Annotated in this window: 15 protein-coding genes; 7 read left to right on the forward strand and 8 right to left on the reverse strand. The window is 70.7% G+C overall.

What is annotated here, in order from left to right; all coding sequences use genetic code 11:
• Genes fdhD through JHW41_RS17905 form a run of 3 tightly spaced genes read left to right on the forward strand, consistent with a single transcriptional unit; the run spans position 1 to position 3,491 of the window.
• Positions 1 to 885, forward strand: a complete 885-nt coding sequence (gene fdhD, locus JHW41_RS17895; protein ID WP_428995393.1) for a formate dehydrogenase accessory sulfurtransferase FdhD — start codon at positions 1 to 3, stop codon at positions 883 to 885.
• Positions 886 to 895: 10 nt separating this feature from the next.
• Positions 896 to 3,250, forward strand: coding sequence for an FdhF/YdeP family oxidoreductase (locus JHW41_RS17900; protein WP_250444143.1), 2,355 nt, complete (start codon positions 896 to 898; stop codon positions 3,248 to 3,250).
• Positions 3,234 to 3,491, forward strand: a complete 258-nt coding sequence (locus JHW41_RS17905; RefSeq protein WP_250444146.1) for a hypothetical protein — start codon at positions 3,234 to 3,236, stop codon at positions 3,489 to 3,491. The genes JHW41_RS17900 and JHW41_RS17905 overlap by 17 nt, the downstream gene beginning before the upstream one ends.
• Before the next feature lie 116 nt (positions 3,492 to 3,607).
• Here JHW41_RS17905 and JHW41_RS17910 read toward each other — a convergent pair whose 3' ends face one another.
• Positions 3,608 to 5,068, reverse strand: a complete 1,461-nt coding sequence (locus tag JHW41_RS17910; protein ID WP_250444147.1) for a S8 family peptidase — start codon at positions 5,066 to 5,068, stop codon at positions 3,608 to 3,610.
• Between the two features lie 350 nt (positions 5,069 to 5,418).
• Positions 5,419 to 5,769, reverse strand: a complete 351-nt coding sequence (locus JHW41_RS17915) for a GFA family protein (RefSeq protein WP_250444150.1) — start codon at positions 5,767 to 5,769, stop codon at positions 5,419 to 5,421.
• Positions 5,770 to 5,894: 125 nt separating this feature from the next.
• Between JHW41_RS17915 and JHW41_RS17920 the strand changes: the two genes are divergently transcribed.
• Positions 5,895 to 6,320: a VOC family protein gene (locus JHW41_RS17920; protein WP_057946759.1), complete on the forward strand. Its 426-nt coding sequence runs from the start codon at positions 5,895 to 5,897 to the stop codon at positions 6,318 to 6,320.
• Positions 6,317 to 7,255, forward strand: a complete 939-nt coding sequence (locus tag JHW41_RS17925; RefSeq protein WP_250444153.1) for a DUF72 domain-containing protein — start codon at positions 6,317 to 6,319, stop codon at positions 7,253 to 7,255. Before JHW41_RS17920 ends, JHW41_RS17925 begins: the two co-directional genes overlap by 4 nt.
• 506 nt (positions 7,256 to 7,761) lie before the next feature.
• Here JHW41_RS17925 and JHW41_RS17930 read toward each other — a convergent pair.
• Positions 7,762 to 8,412 carry an NAD(P)-dependent oxidoreductase gene (locus JHW41_RS17930; protein ID WP_250444156.1) on the reverse strand — a complete coding sequence of 217 codons (651 nt, stop codon included), beginning with the start codon at positions 8,410 to 8,412 and terminating at the stop codon, positions 7,762 to 7,764.
• Between the two features lie 83 nt (positions 8,413 to 8,495).
• Here JHW41_RS17930 and JHW41_RS17935 point away from each other — a divergent pair, with 83 nt between their 5' ends.
• Entirely contained in the window at positions 8,496 to 9,398 is a 903-nt protein-coding gene (locus tag JHW41_RS17935) for a LysR family transcriptional regulator (protein WP_198944611.1), read from the forward strand.
• Positions 9,399 to 9,509: 111 nt separating this feature from the next.
• On the opposite strand, the gene JHW41_RS17940 is transcribed toward JHW41_RS17935, so the two are convergent.
• From JHW41_RS17940 to JHW41_RS17950, 3 genes are all read right to left on the reverse strand, one after another.
• Positions 9,510 to 10,406 carry a cyclase family protein gene (locus JHW41_RS17940; RefSeq protein WP_250444159.1) on the reverse strand — a complete coding sequence of 299 codons (897 nt, stop codon included), beginning with the start codon at positions 10,404 to 10,406 and terminating at the stop codon, positions 9,510 to 9,512.
• Positions 10,407 to 10,518: 112 nt separating this feature from the next.
• Positions 10,519 to 11,454, reverse strand: a complete 936-nt coding sequence (locus JHW41_RS17945) for a DMT family transporter (protein ID WP_057946756.1) — start codon at positions 11,452 to 11,454, stop codon at positions 10,519 to 10,521.
• Between the two features lie 283 nt (positions 11,455 to 11,737).
• Entirely contained in the window at positions 11,738 to 12,034 is a 297-nt protein-coding gene (locus JHW41_RS17950) for a cupin domain-containing protein (protein WP_078998293.1), read from the reverse strand.
• Positions 12,035 to 12,181: 147 nt separating this feature from the next.
• On the opposite strand from JHW41_RS17950, the gene JHW41_RS17955 reads away from it, so the two are divergent.
• The gene (locus JHW41_RS17955; protein ID WP_078998292.1) at positions 12,182 to 13,066 is read left to right on the forward strand and encodes a LysR substrate-binding domain-containing protein; all 885 of its coding nucleotides are present in this window, start codon (positions 12,182 to 12,184) and stop codon (positions 13,064 to 13,066) included.
• A 144-nt stretch (positions 13,067 to 13,210) separates the two neighbouring features.
• On the opposite strand, the gene JHW41_RS17960 is transcribed toward JHW41_RS17955, so the two are convergent.
• Both JHW41_RS17960 and JHW41_RS17965 read right to left on the reverse strand, forming a co-directional pair.
• Entirely contained in the window at positions 13,211 to 13,597 is a 387-nt protein-coding gene (locus JHW41_RS17960; protein ID WP_250444162.1) for a TfoX/Sxy family protein, read from the reverse strand.
• A gap of 25 nt (positions 13,598 to 13,622) precedes the next feature.
• Complete coding sequence (locus tag JHW41_RS17965; protein ID WP_250444164.1) at positions 13,623 to 16,079, reverse strand: TonB-dependent receptor plug domain-containing protein; 2,457 nt, start codon at positions 16,077 to 16,079, stop codon at positions 13,623 to 13,625.
• Positions 16,080 to 16,201 lie beyond the last annotated feature (122 nt).

The following is a 16,201-nucleotide window of genomic DNA, read 5'->3' on the forward strand; positions in this document are numbered from 1 at the left end:
ATGAGCGCGAAACCGTCCTTGTCCGAACCGCAGCCCGCGCCCGGCGACGGCGCCGTGCGCCGGCGCGTGCGCCGGCTGCGCGACGGCGAGCTGCGCGTGGCGATGGACGCGGTCGCCGCCGAGGTGCCGGTGGCGCTGGCCTACAACGACGAGCCGTTCGCGGTGATGCTGGGCACGCCGCAGGACATCGCCGATTTCGCGCTCGGCTTCTCGCTCAGCGAGGGCATCGTCGGCGCGCCCGGCGAGCTCGCGATCGAGGACATCGCCACCTCGCTGGAAGGCATCAGCGTGAGCCTGCGCATCCCGCCCGCGCGCGCCGCCGCGCTGCAGTCGCGCCGGCGCAACCTGCAGGGGCGCAGCGGTTGCGGCGTGTGCGGCACCGAAAGCATCGAAGCGGTGCTGCGGCCGCCGCCGCGGGTCGGCGACGGCCCGCGCATCGCCGCGAGCGCGCTGCAGCGCGCGCTGCGCGAACTGCGCCGCAGCCAGCCGCTCAACGCGCTGACCGGCGCCACCCACGCCGCCGGCTGGGCCGACGCCGACGGCGCGCTGCGCTTCGTGCGCGAGGACGTCGGCCGCCACAACGCGCTCGACAAGCTGATCGGCGCGATGGCCCTGGCCGGCGCCGATCCGCAGCGCGGCGTCTGCGTGGTCACCAGCCGCGCCAGCTACGAGATGGCGATGAAGGCCGCCCAGGCCGGCATCGCCGTGCTCGCCGCGATCTCGGCGCCGACCGCGCTGGCGATCGCGTTGGCCGAAACCTCCGGCCTGACCCTGATCGGCTTCGCCCGCGACGACGGGCATGCCGTCTACACCCATCCGCAGCGGCTGCTGGAAGACGGCGACGACGCCGTCGCCGCGCCGCGCGCCACGGATACGAACCGATGAGCCGGCTTTCATGAGCGACAAGAACCCGATCCGCCGCTACGACGGCCCCGCCGGCGGCTGGGGCGCGCTGCGCAGCGTCGCCAAGCACCTGATCGAGCAGGACGTGCCGGTCAGCGGCGCGCGCACCCTGCTCTCGGCCAACCAGCCCGACGGCTTCGACTGCCCCGGCTGCGCCTGGCCCGACCGCGACCACACCTCGACCTTCGAGTTCTGCGAGAACGGCGCCAAGGCCGTCGCCGCGGAAGCGACCAAGCACCGCGCCACACCGGAACTGTTCGCCGAACACACCGTCGCCGAACTGGCGCGCTACAGCGATTACTGGCTGGAAAACCAGGGCCGCCTGACTCACCCGATGCGCTGGGACGCGGCCAGCGACAAGTACCTGCCGATCGCCTGGGACGAAGCCTTCGCCCGCATCGGCGAACACCTGCGCGCGCTGGCCTCGCCGGACGAAGCGCTGTTCTACACCTCCGGCCGCTGCAGCAACGAGGCCGCGTTCCTGTACCAACTGTTCGTGCGCGAGTTCGGCACCAACAACTTCCCCGACTGCTCGAACATGTGCCACGAGCCGTCGGGCACCGCCATGAAGGCGCAGATCGGCGTCGGCAAGGGCACGGTGCAGCTGCGCGATTTCGAGCTGGCGCAGGCGATCTTCATCTTCGGCCAGAACCCCGGCACCAATCACCCGCGCATGCTCGGCGAGCTGCGCCAGGCGGCCAAGCGCGGCGCGGCCATCGTCTCGTTCAATCCGCTGCGCGAGCGCGGGCTGGAGAAATTCGCCGATCCGCAGAACAAGCTGGAGATGCTGCACAACGGCTCCACCCGCATCTCCTCGGACTATTTCCAGCTGCGCATCGGCGGCGACCTCGCCGCGGTCAAGGGCATGATCAAGCGGGTGCTGGAGCTCGACGCGCAAGCGCAGCGCGACGGCGCGGCGCGGGTGATCGACACCGCCTTCATCGCCGAACACACCCACGGTTTCGACGCGTTCGCCGCCGAGGTGGCGGCCGAATCCTGGGACACGATCATCGCCGAGTCGGGCCTGAGCCGCGCCGAGATCGAACGCGCCGGCGACATCTACGCGCAATCCGACAGCGTCATCTGCTGCTGGGGCATGGGCATCACCCAGCACAAGCACTCGGTCGCGACGATCCACATGATCGTCAACCTGTTGCTGCTGCGCGGCAATATCGGCCGCCCCGGCGCCGGCGCCTGCCCGGTGCGCGGCCACAGCAACGTGCAGGGCGACCGCACTATGGGCATCTACGAGAAGCCCTCGCCGGCCTTCCTCGACCGCCTGCGCGACGTGTTCGGCTTCGAACCGCCGCGCCGCCACGGCCACGACACCGTCGGCGCGATCCAGGCCATGCTCGAGGGGCGCTGCAAGACCTTCTTCGGCCTCGGCGGCAACTTCGCCACCGCCACCCCCGACACCGAGGCCACCCATCGCGCGCTGCGCCGCTGCGACCTCACCGTGCACGTCACCACCAAGCTCAACCGCAGCCACCTGGTGCACGGGCGCGACGCGTACATCCTGCCGTGCCTGGGCCGCACCGAGATCGACCTGCAGGCCGCCGGCGCGCAAGGGGTGACGGTCGAGGATTCGATGAGCATGGTCCACCTGTCGTCGGGCATCAACGCGCCGGCGGCGCCGCAGCTGCTGTCGGAACCGGCGATCGTCGCGCGCCTGGCCCACGCCACCCTCGGCGAACGCAGCAGGATCGACTGGCTCGACCTGATCGGCGACTACGACCGCATCCGCGACCTGATCGCGCAGGTGTTCGACGACTTCCACGACTTCAACGCGCGCGTGCGCGTGCCCGGCGGCTTCCACCTGCCCAACGCCGCCGCCGAGCGGCGCTGGATCAACCCGCAGGGCAAGGCGCTGTTCAAGGCCCACGCGGTGCCGACCGACCTGCCGGTGCATCGCGCCCGCGCCAGCCGCGAGCAACCGGTGTTCACCCTGGCCACCACCCGTTCGCACGACCAGTACAACACCACGATCTACGGCATGAACGACCGCTACCGCGGCGTGTTCGGCGAGCGCCGGGTGTTGTTCATCCACGCCGACGACATCGCCGCGCTCGGCATGAAGGCCGGCGACTGGGTCGACCTGGAGAGCCTGTGCGACGACGGCGTCAAGCGCACCGCCGCGCGCTTTCTGCTGGTCGAATACAACATCCCGCGCGGCTGCCTGGCCGCGTACTACCCCGAGACCAATTCGCTGGTGCCGCTGTCGAGCTTCGCCGACGAAGCGCGCACGCCGACCTCCAAGTCGATCCCGGTGATCGTGCACGCGCACGCGCCGGCGCGCGGGCGCGAGCTGCAATCGGCCAAGGACATCGGCCTTGTCCGCGTCGACTGAGCCGCTGCTGGCGCTGCTCGCCCAGCACCCCGACGGCCTGTCGCTGCCGCGGGTGTGCAAGCGCCTGGGCCTGCGCATGAGCGTGTTGCTGCGCGAGCTGGCCTGGCTCGGCGAAGAGGCCATCGGCGGCACTGCGGGGCCGGGCTGGGTGCGGGTGGACGAACGCGGCGAGACCCGCGTGGCGGTGTTGACCGAACGCGGGCGCGCGCGGCTGGCCGCGGCTTGCGAAGCCCCGCACTGAGCCGATGCGGATCGCGGCCGCAACGCGCGCCGCATTCGCCCGGCACCGCGCAAAAGAAAACCCCGGCGTCGCCGCCGGGGTTCCCGCTGCAAGGCCGGTTCGAACCGGCCCGCCGCTTACAGCGCCTTGGCCGCCTTCACCGCGGCGTCGGCGTTGACGATGCCCGCGCCGATCGGCTTGGCGCCCGGCGAGATCGGGAAGGGACGCGCGGTGTTCTTCAGCAGGGTGCGCATCTGTTCCTGAGTCAGCGGCGTGCGCGCCACCGACTGCACCAGCGCGGCGACGCCGGCGACGTGCGGCGTCGCCATCGAGGTGCCGTCGTAGGCCTTGTAGGCTTCGGTGGTCGGCCCGCGCAAGCCGTTGTTGACGGTGGACAGGATGCCCGAGCCGGGCGCGGCGATGTCCACTCCCGGACCGAAGTTGGAGAAGCTGGAACGGCCGCCGGACGAGGTGGTCGCGCCGACCGAGATGACCGTACCGCAGTTGGTCATGGTGTAGCCGACCGGCTGGCCGTCGCTGTTGACCGCCGTGCTCGCGTTGGCGTCGTCGTTGCCCGCCGCCACGACCACGATGCTGCCGCGCTGGGCCGCGCCGACGATGGCGTTCTTGTAGCTCTGCGGACAGGCTCCCGGCGCCGAGCCGCCCAGGCTCATGTTGATGACGTCGGCCGGGTTGGGATTGGCGGGGACGCCCGGCACCGCGCCGCCGGAGGCCCAGGTGATCGCGTCGGCGATGTCCGAGGAGAAACCGCCGCAGCGGCCGAGCACGCGCACCGGCACGACCTTGGCCGCCGGCGCCGTGCCCGCCACGCCCTTGGCGTTGTTGGTGACCGCTGCCACGGTGCCGGCGACGTGGGTGCCGTGCCAAGACGAGTTGCCGGTCCGGCATGCGTTGGGGTTGTCGTTCCAGTCGCCCGGATCGGCCGGATTGGCGTCGCGGGCGTTGCCGTCGGCGGCGATGAAGAACGCGCCGAACTGCTGCGCTTCGGCCCCGCTCAGGGCGCTGATGAAGTCGTAACCGCCGACCAAATTGCCGTTGAGGTCGCTGTGCGAAGCGATGCCGGTGTCGATCACCGCCACCACGGTGCCGGCGCCGCGCGCGAGGTCCCAGGCGGTGGTCGCGCGGATGCCGCCGGCGCCGCTGCCGAAACCGAACTGTTCGCGGAAACGCGAGTCGTTAGGCGTCCAGTACGGCACCATGCGCATGTCGTTCTCCACCGACTCGACATTGGGATCGGCGGCGATCGTATGCAGCAGCGCGGTCGCTTCCGCGCGGCTCAGCGGACGCGGGCTGACCACCACGTCGGACCCGGTGGCGGTGCGGCGCAGGCGCTGCAGCGTGTTCAGGCCGAGCGCCGAGGCGGCGTTGCCGAGCGAACGCTCGAGCGCAGCGGCGTCGCGACGCGGCGCGGTCCCGGAGCGATAAGTGACGACGAAGCGCCCGAACGAACGGCTGCCGTCCTCGAGCGAGGCCAGATTGGCCTTGCCGCCGGCGTACGCCGGCGCGAACGCGCACGCGCCCAGGACGAGCGCGGTGGCCAGGGAAAGTGCGTTGGAACGCGGGTGACGATTACCCATAGTGCGATTGACCCCAATGTGATGATCGGGAAATCCCGAATGCGGCCGACGTGCCAGGGGCCCGGATATCGGAGCGCATCTCCGAGGTTCCGCGCGGCCCGGCCTCGACCTCCGCGCCGTTTCTTGGGCGCTCGATAATCACTAACGCGGCCGTGCGGAGGCCGCCCTATTGGGACATGTCCGAAATCAGGCTCGCGCGCGCGGCGCGGCGCGGGCGCTGGGGAAACGCAAGGTGCGGCGTCGCGGCGTCGGCACCGACGCGTTCGGCGGCGCTCGCGCGGTATCGGCGCGATCCGCCACAAAACGGCGCGCCGCGGCATGGCATCGGCGAGCGTGCCGCGTTCGCAGGATCAGAACGAACGCCCGTCGATCGCGACGATCTTCACTGCGCCCAAATCCACGTCCTGCAGGCAACGCGCATTGATCGCGACCATCGGCACGCCGTCGGGCATCTTGCCTTCGCTGAACGGCGCGATGCCGCACTGGGTGCAGAAGTGATGGTCGATGGCGTGCTTGTTGAACCGGTAGGTGGCGACGTCGGCGCGGTCGGTCTTCAACTCGAACGCGTCCGCCGGCACGAACCACAGCAGGCCGCCGCGGCGGCTGCACATCGAGCAATTGCAGTCGTAGGCTTCCTTGAGTTCGCCCTGCACTTCGTAGGCGATCGCGCCGCAATGGCAACTGCCGGAATAACTGGCCATCCGATTCCTCCCGCCGCGGCGCGGCACCGTGAAGATGCCAGGATAGTCCCGCCGCGCTATGCTCGTCGCCTGCGTTTTGTCACGTCACGGGCGCCTCGCGCGCACCCCGCCGCACAGGAGTTGCGATGAACGCTTTGGCCGGCAGCACCATCATTCCGTGTCTGCGCTACCGCGATGCGCACGCCGCCATCGACTGGCTGTGCCGCGCGTTCGGGTTCGAGAAACACGCGGTCTACGCCGACGGCGCCATCGTCCACCACGCCCAGCTGACCTATGGGCCGGGCATGATCATGCTCGGCTCGGTCGATCCGGACAACGAAAGCGAGTGGTCGCGGCGCATCGTCCAACCCGATGAGATCGGCGGGCGCGAAACTCAGGCCTGTTGCGTGTTGGTCGGCGACGCCGACGAGCACGCCGCGCGCGCCCGCGCCGCCGGGGCGCAGATCGTGGTCGATGTCGCCGATCAGGACTACGGCGGCCGCGCCTATACCTGCCGCGACCTGGAAGGCCGGCTGTGGTGGTTCGGCACCTACAACCCCTGGAACCTATGAGCAAGCGCAACGACTCCATGCCCGCCGCCGGCGATCTGTTCGGCGCGCCCGTGCCGGCGCCGGCGAAGAAAGCGCCGCCCAAGCCGAGCCAGCCCGTCGGCGATGATCCGCTGGCCGGCGCGGCCGGCGTCGAGGCGATCGACGGCATCCGCTGCGGCATCGGCGGCTGGACCTACGCGCCGTGGCGCGACAACTTCTACCCGCCCAAGCTGGTGCAGCGACGCGAGCTGGAATACGCCAGCCGCCGACTCAGCAGCATCGAGATCAACGGCACTTTCTACAGCGCGCAGAAGCCCGCCACCTACGCCAAGTGGGCGGCGCAGACGCCGGAAACCTTCGCGTTCTCGCTCAAGGCGCCGGGCCGGGTCACCCAGGCCGGCGCCCTGGCCAAGGCGAGTGCGCAGGCGCGCGCCTTCATCGACGGCGGCCTGGCCGAATTCGGCGAACGGCTCGGCCCGATCCTGTGGCAACTGGCGCCGAGCCGCCGCTTCGAGGCCGACGACCTCGCGCCGTTCCTCGACGCGCTGCCGCGCACGCTCGACGGCCGCGCGCTCAAGCACGTGCTGGAAGTGCGCCATCCCAGCTTCCTGTCGCCGCAATACCTGCAGTTCGCGCGCGAGCGGCGCATCGCCACGGTGTTCACCGATTCGGACGAATACCCGTCGCTGGCCGACATCACCGGCGATTTCGTCTACGCGCGGCTGATGCGCTCGCGCGCGGAAGTCCCCACGGGCTATCCCGACGACGAACTCGACGACTGGGCGCGGCGCGCGCGGGCGTGGGCGCGCGGCGAGGACAATCCCGAGCTGCCGCACGTCGCCGCACCGACGCCGGCGGCCGCGGCGCGCGAGGTGTTCGTGTACTTCATCAGCGCCGCCAAGCACCGCAACCCGGCGGCGGCGATGCGGCTGATCGGCAAGTTGCGCGGCGACTGAAACGCGGTCGACTGGAGAGTGCCCTTCGCTGCGATGCGGCGCGGCGCGGCGACCTGAGCGAACAGCGTCGGGGCTGAAGCCCCTCCCACTGCACCCTGTCGCCACCATTGTGGGAGGGCCTTCAGGCCCGATGCCCTTCGCTCCGATGCGACGCGGCGACCTGAGCGAACAGCATCGAGGCTGAAGCCCTCCCGCCGATCCCGCCGTGGGAGGGCCTTCAGGCCCGATGCCTTTCGCTCCGATGCGGCACGGCGACCTGAGCGAACAGCGTCGGGGCTGAAGCCCCTCCCGCTGCACCCCGTCACCGCCATTGTGGGAGGGCCTTCAGGCCCGACGCCCTTCGTTCCGATGCGACACGGCGACCCGGGCGAACAGCGTCGGGAGCTGAAGCCCCTCCCACTGTCCCCTGCCGCTGCCGTTGTGGGAGGGCCTTCAGGCCCGACGCTTCTCGATCCGCAGCTACGAACCCGCCGCATCGGCCCCGAACGCCCTCCCCTCGCGCCGGCTCAATACGCCAGCGTGAACCGCTTACGCGAATGCGCCGGCTGTTCAAGTTCGTCGATCAGCGCCACCGCGTAGTCCTGCACCGAGATCTTGCTCTCGCCCGCGGCATCGACCAGCAATTGGTCGCCGCCGAGGCGGAAGCGGCCGGTGCGCTCGCCCGGCACCAGGTGCGCGGCCGGCGACAGGAAGGTCCAGTCCAGTTCGCGCTCCTCGCGCAGGGTCTTGAGCACGCTGCGCATGGCTTCGGCGCCGGCGCGGTATTCGTCGGGGAAGCCGGGTTGGTCGAGTACCTGCTGGCCCGGCGCCACTTCCAGGCTGCCGGCGCCGCCGACCACCAGCAGGCGCGGCACGCCGGCCTGTTTGGTCGCGGCGACGATCTGGCCGTAGCCGGCGACGGTGTCGGCGCCGAGATTCGGGTTCTGCCAGCCACCGGCGTTGAACGAGGCGATGACCGCGTCGGCGCCGCGCAGCGCCGCGGCCAGCGCGGCCGGGTCGTCGCCGCCGACGTTCGCGGCGCGCGCGGTCAGGCCGGCGTGGGCCGGCAGCGAGTCGGTGTTGCGGGCCACGGCGGTGACGCGGTGGCCGCGGTTCAGGGCTTCTTCGAGCACGGCGCGGCCGACGTAGCCGGTGGCGCCGATAAGGACGATGTTCATGCGGAACTCCCGTTGGTCTGAGGACGGGATATAGTCTGTGCGCTAACAGGTCCGCCGATAATCCGGCCCAGGAGACTATGACCATGAAGCTGGACTTCACGATAGACCGCCTCAAGCGCATGGCCGTGTTCGCCCGCGTGGTCGAGTTGGGCTCGATGAGCGCGGCCGCGCGCGAGCTGGACATGACCCCCTCGGCGGTCAGCCAGCAACTGCGCCAGCTCGAGGCCGAGACCGGCGCCGCCCTGCTCCATCGCTCGACCCGCAAGCTCAGCACCACCGAGATCGGCCAGGCCTATTACGAGGACTGCGCGGCGATGCTGCACGCCGCGCGCGCGGCCGAACGGCACCTGGGCGACCTGCGCGAAGAACCGCGCGGCGAGCTGCGCATCGCCGTGCCGGTCGGATTCGCCCAGCACCTGGCGCCGGCGCTGGCGCCGCTGCTGCGCGCGCATCCGGCGCTGGCGCTGCGGATCTTCGCCGACGACCGCCAGATCGACCTGATCGGCGAGCGCATCGACCTGGCGATCCGGGTCGGCCGGCTGCTGGATTCGAACCTGGTCGCGCGGCGCCTGGCCGAGTGGCGGCACTTGCTGGTGGCCTCGGCCGAGTACGCGCGCGAGCACGGCCTGCCGCGCGCGCCGGAGGAACTGGCCGAGCACCCGATGCTGATTCTGAGCGTGATCAACCAGCCCGAATACGTCGAACTGTTCCGCGACGGCGAACCGTCGCGGCGGGTGCGGGTGAGCGGGCGCATCGTCGCCAACAACTCGCGCGTGGTCGGGCAGATGATGCTGCAGGGCCTGGGCATCGTGCGCCTGCCCGAGCCCGACGCGATGCCGCTGGTGGCCGACGGCCGCGCGGTGCTGGTGTTGCCGCAGTGGCGGATGCCGGCGCTGGGCGTGTTCGCGGTGACCGCGCAGCGCGAACCGCAGCCGGCGAAGGTGCGGCTGGCGATCGCGGCGTTGCAGGACTATCTGCAGCGCTGAGGTTCGGCTTCGGCCGAGACAAAGGCCTCGGGCCTGAAGGCCCTCCCACAAAAGCCGCGGCTCTTGTGGGAGGGCCTTCAGGCCCGATGCTTTCCTCTCCGCCGCGACGGACTACCCCCGCAGCTTCGCCAACGCCCGCACCGGAAACGTCCCCATCCCCTTCACCTTCGGCGGCATCGCGCTGAAGCTGAAACCGGCGTCCGGCAGCGCCGCCAGGTTGCGCAGGTGCTCGACGATCAGGATGCCCGCGCCGAGCAGGGTCGAATGCACCGGCCGCGACTTGCCCGAGGTGTCGTCGATGTTGACCGAGTCGATCCCGACCAGGCGCACGCCGCAGTCGCGCAGCCACAGCGCCGCGGCTTCGGTCAGGAACGGATGGCCGACGCCGTAAGCCGGGGTGGCGAAATGCCGGTCCCAGCCGGTGTGCACCAGCACCGCGCGGCCGCGCAGCTCCAGGCCGCGGAAATGCGAATCGTCGATCGCGCGCAGCGATTCGGGCACGCGCACCACCAGCGCGTCGAGGTCGGCGCAGTCTTCCGGGCCGATCTGCGACAGGTCCTTGCCGTCGGCGTAGCGATGCGAGGGGCAATCGATGTAGGTGCCGGTGTTGGCGACCATGTCGATGCGGCCGATCTGGAACTGGGTGCCCTCGGCGTAGACCTCGCGCGAAGCTTCGCGGCTGAGGTAATCGCAGATATGCGCCGGCGGCAGGCCGGGATAGGTGACCAGCCCGTCCTCGATGGTGTGGCTCAGGTCGACGTAGCGCACCGCGCCGCTTTCCAGCGCGCCGGCCGCGCGCTTGTGCGCCTCGACCAGGACGGTCTTGTTGAGGATGCGCACCGGCCCGGCCATCAGCAGGCGCAGGTCGCGCACGATGTAGGCCGCCAGTTCGGCGTCGGCGATGTCGTCGCCGTCGATGTCGAGGCGGAAGCCCTGGCCTTGCAGGCCGCCGCCGTTGGTGAATTCCACTTCGAAGTCGAACTGCACGCGGTGCTGGATCGGGGTCACGCGGGGGCTCCGGTCGTGGGGAATCGGGGTGGGAAGTATCGCGAGGGCGGCGGCGCTTGCGCCTTTGCTCGTCATTCCCGCGGAAGCGGGAACGACGGCCGGCGGCGGCGCTTTACTTCGCCGCCCGTTGGCTCATCGCCACGCTGCCCAGGATCAGCGCGCCGGCGATCAGCATGCTCAGGGTCAGCGGCTCGTCCAGCAGCATCCAGCCCCAGGCCACGCCGAACAGCGGCACCAGGTAGGTCACCGCGACCGCGCGGCCGGCGCCGATGCGCTGGATCAGCCGGTAGTACATGACGAAGGCGATGCCGGTGCACAGCACGCCGAGCATGCTCGCCGACAGCCACGACTTGGCCGGGATCGCGTGGGTGGGCCAACTCGCGATCGCGAACGGCAGGGTCAGCAGGGCCGAGCTGCCCAGCGTTGCCGCCGCCACCGCCGCGGCCGGCAGGCCGGTCAGCTGGCGCCGCACCAGGTTGGCGCCGATGCCGTACAGGAACGCCGCCGCGCAACCGGCCGCCACCGCCCAGCCGATGCTGGCGCCGGCGGTCTTGCCGCTGGCCAGCACCACCACGCCGGCGAACCCGGCCAGCAACGCGATCGCGCGCTGCGCGCCGATCTTCTCGCCGAAGAACAGGAACCCGACCAGGGCGGTGAACAGCACCGCCATCGAATTGGTGATCGCGCCGACCCCGGCCGGCGCGCGCTGCGCGGCCCAGGCGAACAGCGCGAACGGCAGCGCCGAGTTGATCACGCCGATCAAGGCCAGCTTGGCCCAGATCTTCGCGCCGCGGAACGACTCGCGCGCTTTCCACAGGAACGGCAGCAGGATCAGCGCGCCCAGGCCCAGGCGCATCTCCACCAGCGGCAGCGCGCCGAAGTCCTTGGCGGCCACGCGCATGAATAGGAACGAGCCGCCCCAGATCGCGCCGAGCACGGTCAGTTCCAGCGGCGTGCGCCAGCCGGCGCGGGCGGAGTCCGTGGCAGCGACGGGCGCGGGCGCGGAGCCGTTGGGCGTCACGGTGGCGGCGAGTTCGGGGGAACGCATGCGCAAGATCCTCGGAGACATCGGTTCGGAACAGGCGGCCGCGCGATGCGGCGCCCGCGGGGGACCACGGCCGCGCCGGCCTCGCGGCGACGCGGTCGGCGCAGCGGCGACGGGCGCCGTTGCGCACGAGGGGAAACGCCGAGCCGGCGGCGGGCGGCCTCCATGCGCAGTGTCGCCATGCGGCGGGTCGGCGCATATCCGGATTCGTACCGACTCCGCGCCCGCTCGCTGCACGCCGGCTCGCTGCACGCCGGTGCGGCGACGCGCACGCCGGACGGCGCGCTCAGACGTCCAGGATCGCCAGCGTGCCGCGGCTGCCCGGCGCGACCGCGTGGGCGACGCCGGCGGGCACGACATACAGCTGCCCCGCACCGACATCGACCACCTCGCCGCCGACGCTCAGGCGCATCGTCCCGTCGAGCACCAGCAGGCCTTCGGCGAAATCGTGCGTCTCTTCCTCGTAGGCGCCGGCGTCCATGCGCAGCAGCTTGAGGTTGGCGCCGCCGAAGCGGCCGACCACGCTCGAACGCCAGGCATCGGGCAGTTCGGCGGAGGTCGCAAGCAGGTCGATGAGGCTCATGTGCGGACGTCGTAAGGCGCGGGCGCGACGGGGTTCGGGCAACTGCGACGATAATCTGGCTTTTCCCTGCGGCTTATTCTGACTGGCCGCCAATCCGACGCAAGCGCATACTTTCGCACCCAGGCACAAATCTGACTTGAGGCTCCGATGGCCCTGCGAGCGGACTGGCTTCCGGCCCTGGCGGCGTTCGAGGCGGCGGCACGCCACCAGAACTTCGCCCACGCCGCCGAAGAACTGCATCTCACCGCCAGCGCGGTCAGCCACCACGTGCGCAAGCTGGAAAGCCGGCTCGGGGTGAGCCTGTTCCAGCGCCACGCGCGCGGGGTCGCGCTGACTCCGCAGGGCCGCCAGCTGGCCGACGCCGCCGGCACCGCGCTGGCCGACGTCGACGGCGTGCTGCGCAGCCTGCGCCTGGCGCGCGAGGAGCGCGACCGGGTCCGCATCACCACCCTGCACTCGCTGGCCTACACCTGGCTGCTGCCGCGCCTGCCCGAATTCGCCCGCGCCCACCCGCACATCCAGCTCAGCGTCGATACCGAAATCGCCCTGGCCCGTTTCGACGACAGCGGCCCGGACCTCGGCATCCGCCATGGCGCCGGCCACTGGCCGGGGCTGACCTCGCACTTCCTGATGGCCGACGCGCTGTTCCCGGTGACTTCGCCGCGCACGCCCGGGGTCGAGGCGATCGCCGAGCCGGCGCAGATCGCCGAGCTGCCGCTGATCGCCGACCACGCCCGCCAGGGCTGGCACGACTGGTTCCGCGCGGCCGGCGTGCACGGGCGCAAGCTCGAGGAACGCTACACCTTCAGCGACACCACCGACGCGCTGATGGCCGCCGCGCACGGCCTCGGCGCGGCGCTCGCGCGCGAGCAGATCGTGGTGCCCTACCTGCGCTCGGGCCAGCTGATGCGGCTGCCGGGGCCGAAGATGACCGCGCGCTGGTCGTACTACGCGATCTATCCGGCGCACCGGCGGCTGCGGCCGGCGGCGCGGGCGTTCCTGGATTGGCTGCTGGCGGTCGAAAAGGAATGAGTCGCCGCGTTGCTTCGGCTCGCTACCTGTAGGAGCGGCGCAAGCCGCGACCGCGACAACGCAGCTACGGCGAAGGTTGCGGCGTAGTTGCGTTGTCGCGGTCGCGGCTCGCGCCGCTCCTACAGTCGGATACCCACAGTCGAATCAGGCCCGCGGTTTTTTCTTCGCGACCTTCTTCGCCGCGCGCTGCTTGGCCGGACGCTTCTTCGCCGCCTTCCGCACCGCGGCCTCCCACGCCAGCGCCAGCCACGGCCGCATGTCCTGCGACGATTCCATCGCCTCCTCCGGCACCGTCCAGTAACTGGTCGGCACGGTCTCGCCGCGCCGCGCGTACAGGAAAGGCGAACACCCCGCCGCCCGGAAACGCGGCAGGGTGTGTTCGTCGGTCTTCAGATACAACGTCTCGTCCGACAACAGCCCGATCATCGTGCCGTCGCGGTACACGCCGTGCCCGCCGAACATCCGCCGCGCGTCGAGCGCGCCGAAGCCGGCGGACAGGTCGTGCAGATGGGCGATCAGGTCTTCGTGCATGACCCGATCCTACCCGCCGCCGCGATCAGAACTTATGCCAAAGGCGCACGAAATACGCCGTGCCGTTCAGGCCGAACTGGACGCTGTCGAAGATATGGCCGTTGTCGGTCTCGTTCGGGTCCTGCCGGGTCGGCTTGACGTTGAACAGGTTGGAGCCGCCGACGGTGAGCTTGGTGTTGTCGCTGAAGGCGTAGGTCACGCTGAGGTCGGCCGAGGCCTTGGCCTTGTAGCGCGCGTTGGGCACGCCGCCGGCGGTGCCGGTGAAGGTGCCCAGCGTCTGCGGGCCGAAGTAGATCGCCTTGAAGTTGCCTTCCCAGGCGCCGCGGCTGAGGTCGAAGCCGAGCACGGCCTTGGACCGCGGCGCGCCCTGTTCGATGAACAAGCGCTCGCGCTCGGACAACAGCACGTCCTCGCGCCCGACCAGCGCCGGCGGCGCGTGGATCGCGCGGACCTTGGTGCGGTTGAGGTTGAGGGCGAAGAACGTGCCGAGCTTGAAGTCGTTGCCGAGTTCGCGCTCGTTGTTGAAGGTGAAGTCCACGCCCTCGGTGCGGGTATCGACCGAATTGACGAAGAACTGCGCCTGGCCGACCTGCAGCGCGCGCAGCGCGTCGCCGATGACCGGATCGTCGTCGCCGAAGCGGCCGCTGAGCACGATGCGGTCGTCGATGTCGATGCGGTAGGCGTCCAGCGTCAGCGAGGTGTCGGCGCTCGGCGACCAGGTCAGGCCGAGGGTGTAGTTGCGCGACTTCTCCTTGGTCAGCGCCGGCAGTCCGGCCTGGTTGGCCAGGGCGCCGCCGTTCGGCGCGATCACCACGTCGACCGGCTGGCCGTTGACGAAGTCGGTGATGGTCGAGGAGAAATACTTCTGCTGCAGCGACGGCGCGCGGAAACCGGTGCTGGCCGAGGCGCGGAACATCAGCGTGTCGGTAGCGCGGAAGCCCGCGGCGAGCTTGCCGGTGGTGGTGTTGCCGAAGTCGCTGTAATCCTCGTAGCGCACCGCCACGCCGGCGGTGAAGCGCTCGGTGAAGTCGGCTTCGACGTCGGCGTAGGCCGCCCAGCTGTCGCGGCTGTGGCCGCCGGCGTCGCCCGGGCGGAAGCCGGGGAAGCCCTGGCTGCCGGCGTTGCCGCCGTCGGAGTCGCCGTCGTAGTCGAGGTAGGAGCCCGGCTCGCCGGCGAAGATCTTGTAGCGCTCGTCGCGCCGCTCCAGGCCGAAGGCGACGTTGAGGCCGCGGAAGATATGGTCGTAGAAACGGTTGACGTCGAAGTTGACCGTGTTCTGCTCGAACGAGAAGCCGCCGGCGTCGAAGCTGCGCGGGCTGACGCCCTTGCCGCCGTTGATGAGGTCGAGATTCGCCAGCGAGGCGTTGAGGGTGTTGTTGATGGTGTAGCGCAGCTTGCTGTAGCCGTAGGTGTAGGACAGGTCGGCGTTCCATTCGCCGAGCGCCCAGCGCAGGCCGAGGATGCCGAAGCGGTCGTCGATGTCGCCGTCGATGAACGGCACGAAGCCGTCCGGGTACATCGCCGCGGAGTTGCGCGAGGGGATGTCCTCCGAACCGATGCCCTCGCGCGCGAACGCGGCCGAAGACGCGTCGCGCTTCTGCGCGCCGAGGGTGAAGTACAGATCCAGGTTCTCGCCGAGCGGCTTGTCGCCGTTGAGGAACAGGGTCTGATTCTTGACCTTGGAGTCGCCGATGATGCGCGGGCTGCCGGCCGGCTCGGAGCGGTCGGAACGGCCGCGGTCCTGCCATTCGCCGGTGATGCCGATGCTGCCGTCGCTGCCCAGGCCGAAGCCGCAGTACGCGGTGGCCAGCCAGTTCTCGCCGTCGCCCTTGGAATACTGGCCGTAGCCGGCGACGGCCTCGCAGCCCTTGCGCTTCTTCAGCGAGATGTTCATGACCCCGGCGATCGCGTCGGAGCCGTACTGCGCGGCGGCGCCGTCGCGCAGGATCTCGACGCTGTCGATCGCCATCAGCGGGATGGTGTTGAGGTCGGTGCCGGTGTTGCCGCGGTTGCGCGCGCCGAACAGGTTCAGCAGCGCGGTGGTGTGGTGGCGCTTGCCGTTGACCAGCACCAGGGTCTGATCCGAACCCAGGCCGCGCAGCGCGGCCGAGTCGACCAGATCGGCGCCGTCGGCGCCGCTCTGGCGGGTCGAGTTGAACGACGGCGCGGCGTATTGCAGCGATTGAGCGAGGTCGAACTGCGCGCCTTCCTCGGCGTTCTTGGCCATCGGCAGCACGTCGACCGGCGAGATCGAGGTGGTGTCGGAGGAACGCTGGGCGCGGCGCGAGCCGAGCACCGACACGGTTTCCAGGGTGCGCGCTTCGCTGGCCTGCGCCGGCGGCGGTTGCGCGGGCCCGGCGTCCTGGGCGAGCGCGCCGCCGGCGCACAGGCTGCCGCCGAGCCACAGGGCGCACATCGTCGCCCGGTACAGCGGGGCGCGGCGCGGACGGGCATGGCGGGGGGCGAAGCGGGGCTGGGTCATGGCGGGAGTCCTGGCGGTGGCGGGCGGGGCGATCCCCTAGCCTAAAGCCAAGACGACCGTTGGCGCACAGCGTGAGGACTGGAAATGTGAAGCCGGAAGCGTGACGGGCGGCGGGTTGGCGC

The organism is Lysobacter enzymogenes (assembly GCF_023617245.1).
Taxonomy (GTDB): Bacteria; Pseudomonadota; Gammaproteobacteria; order Xanthomonadales; family Xanthomonadaceae; genus Lysobacter; species Lysobacter yananisis.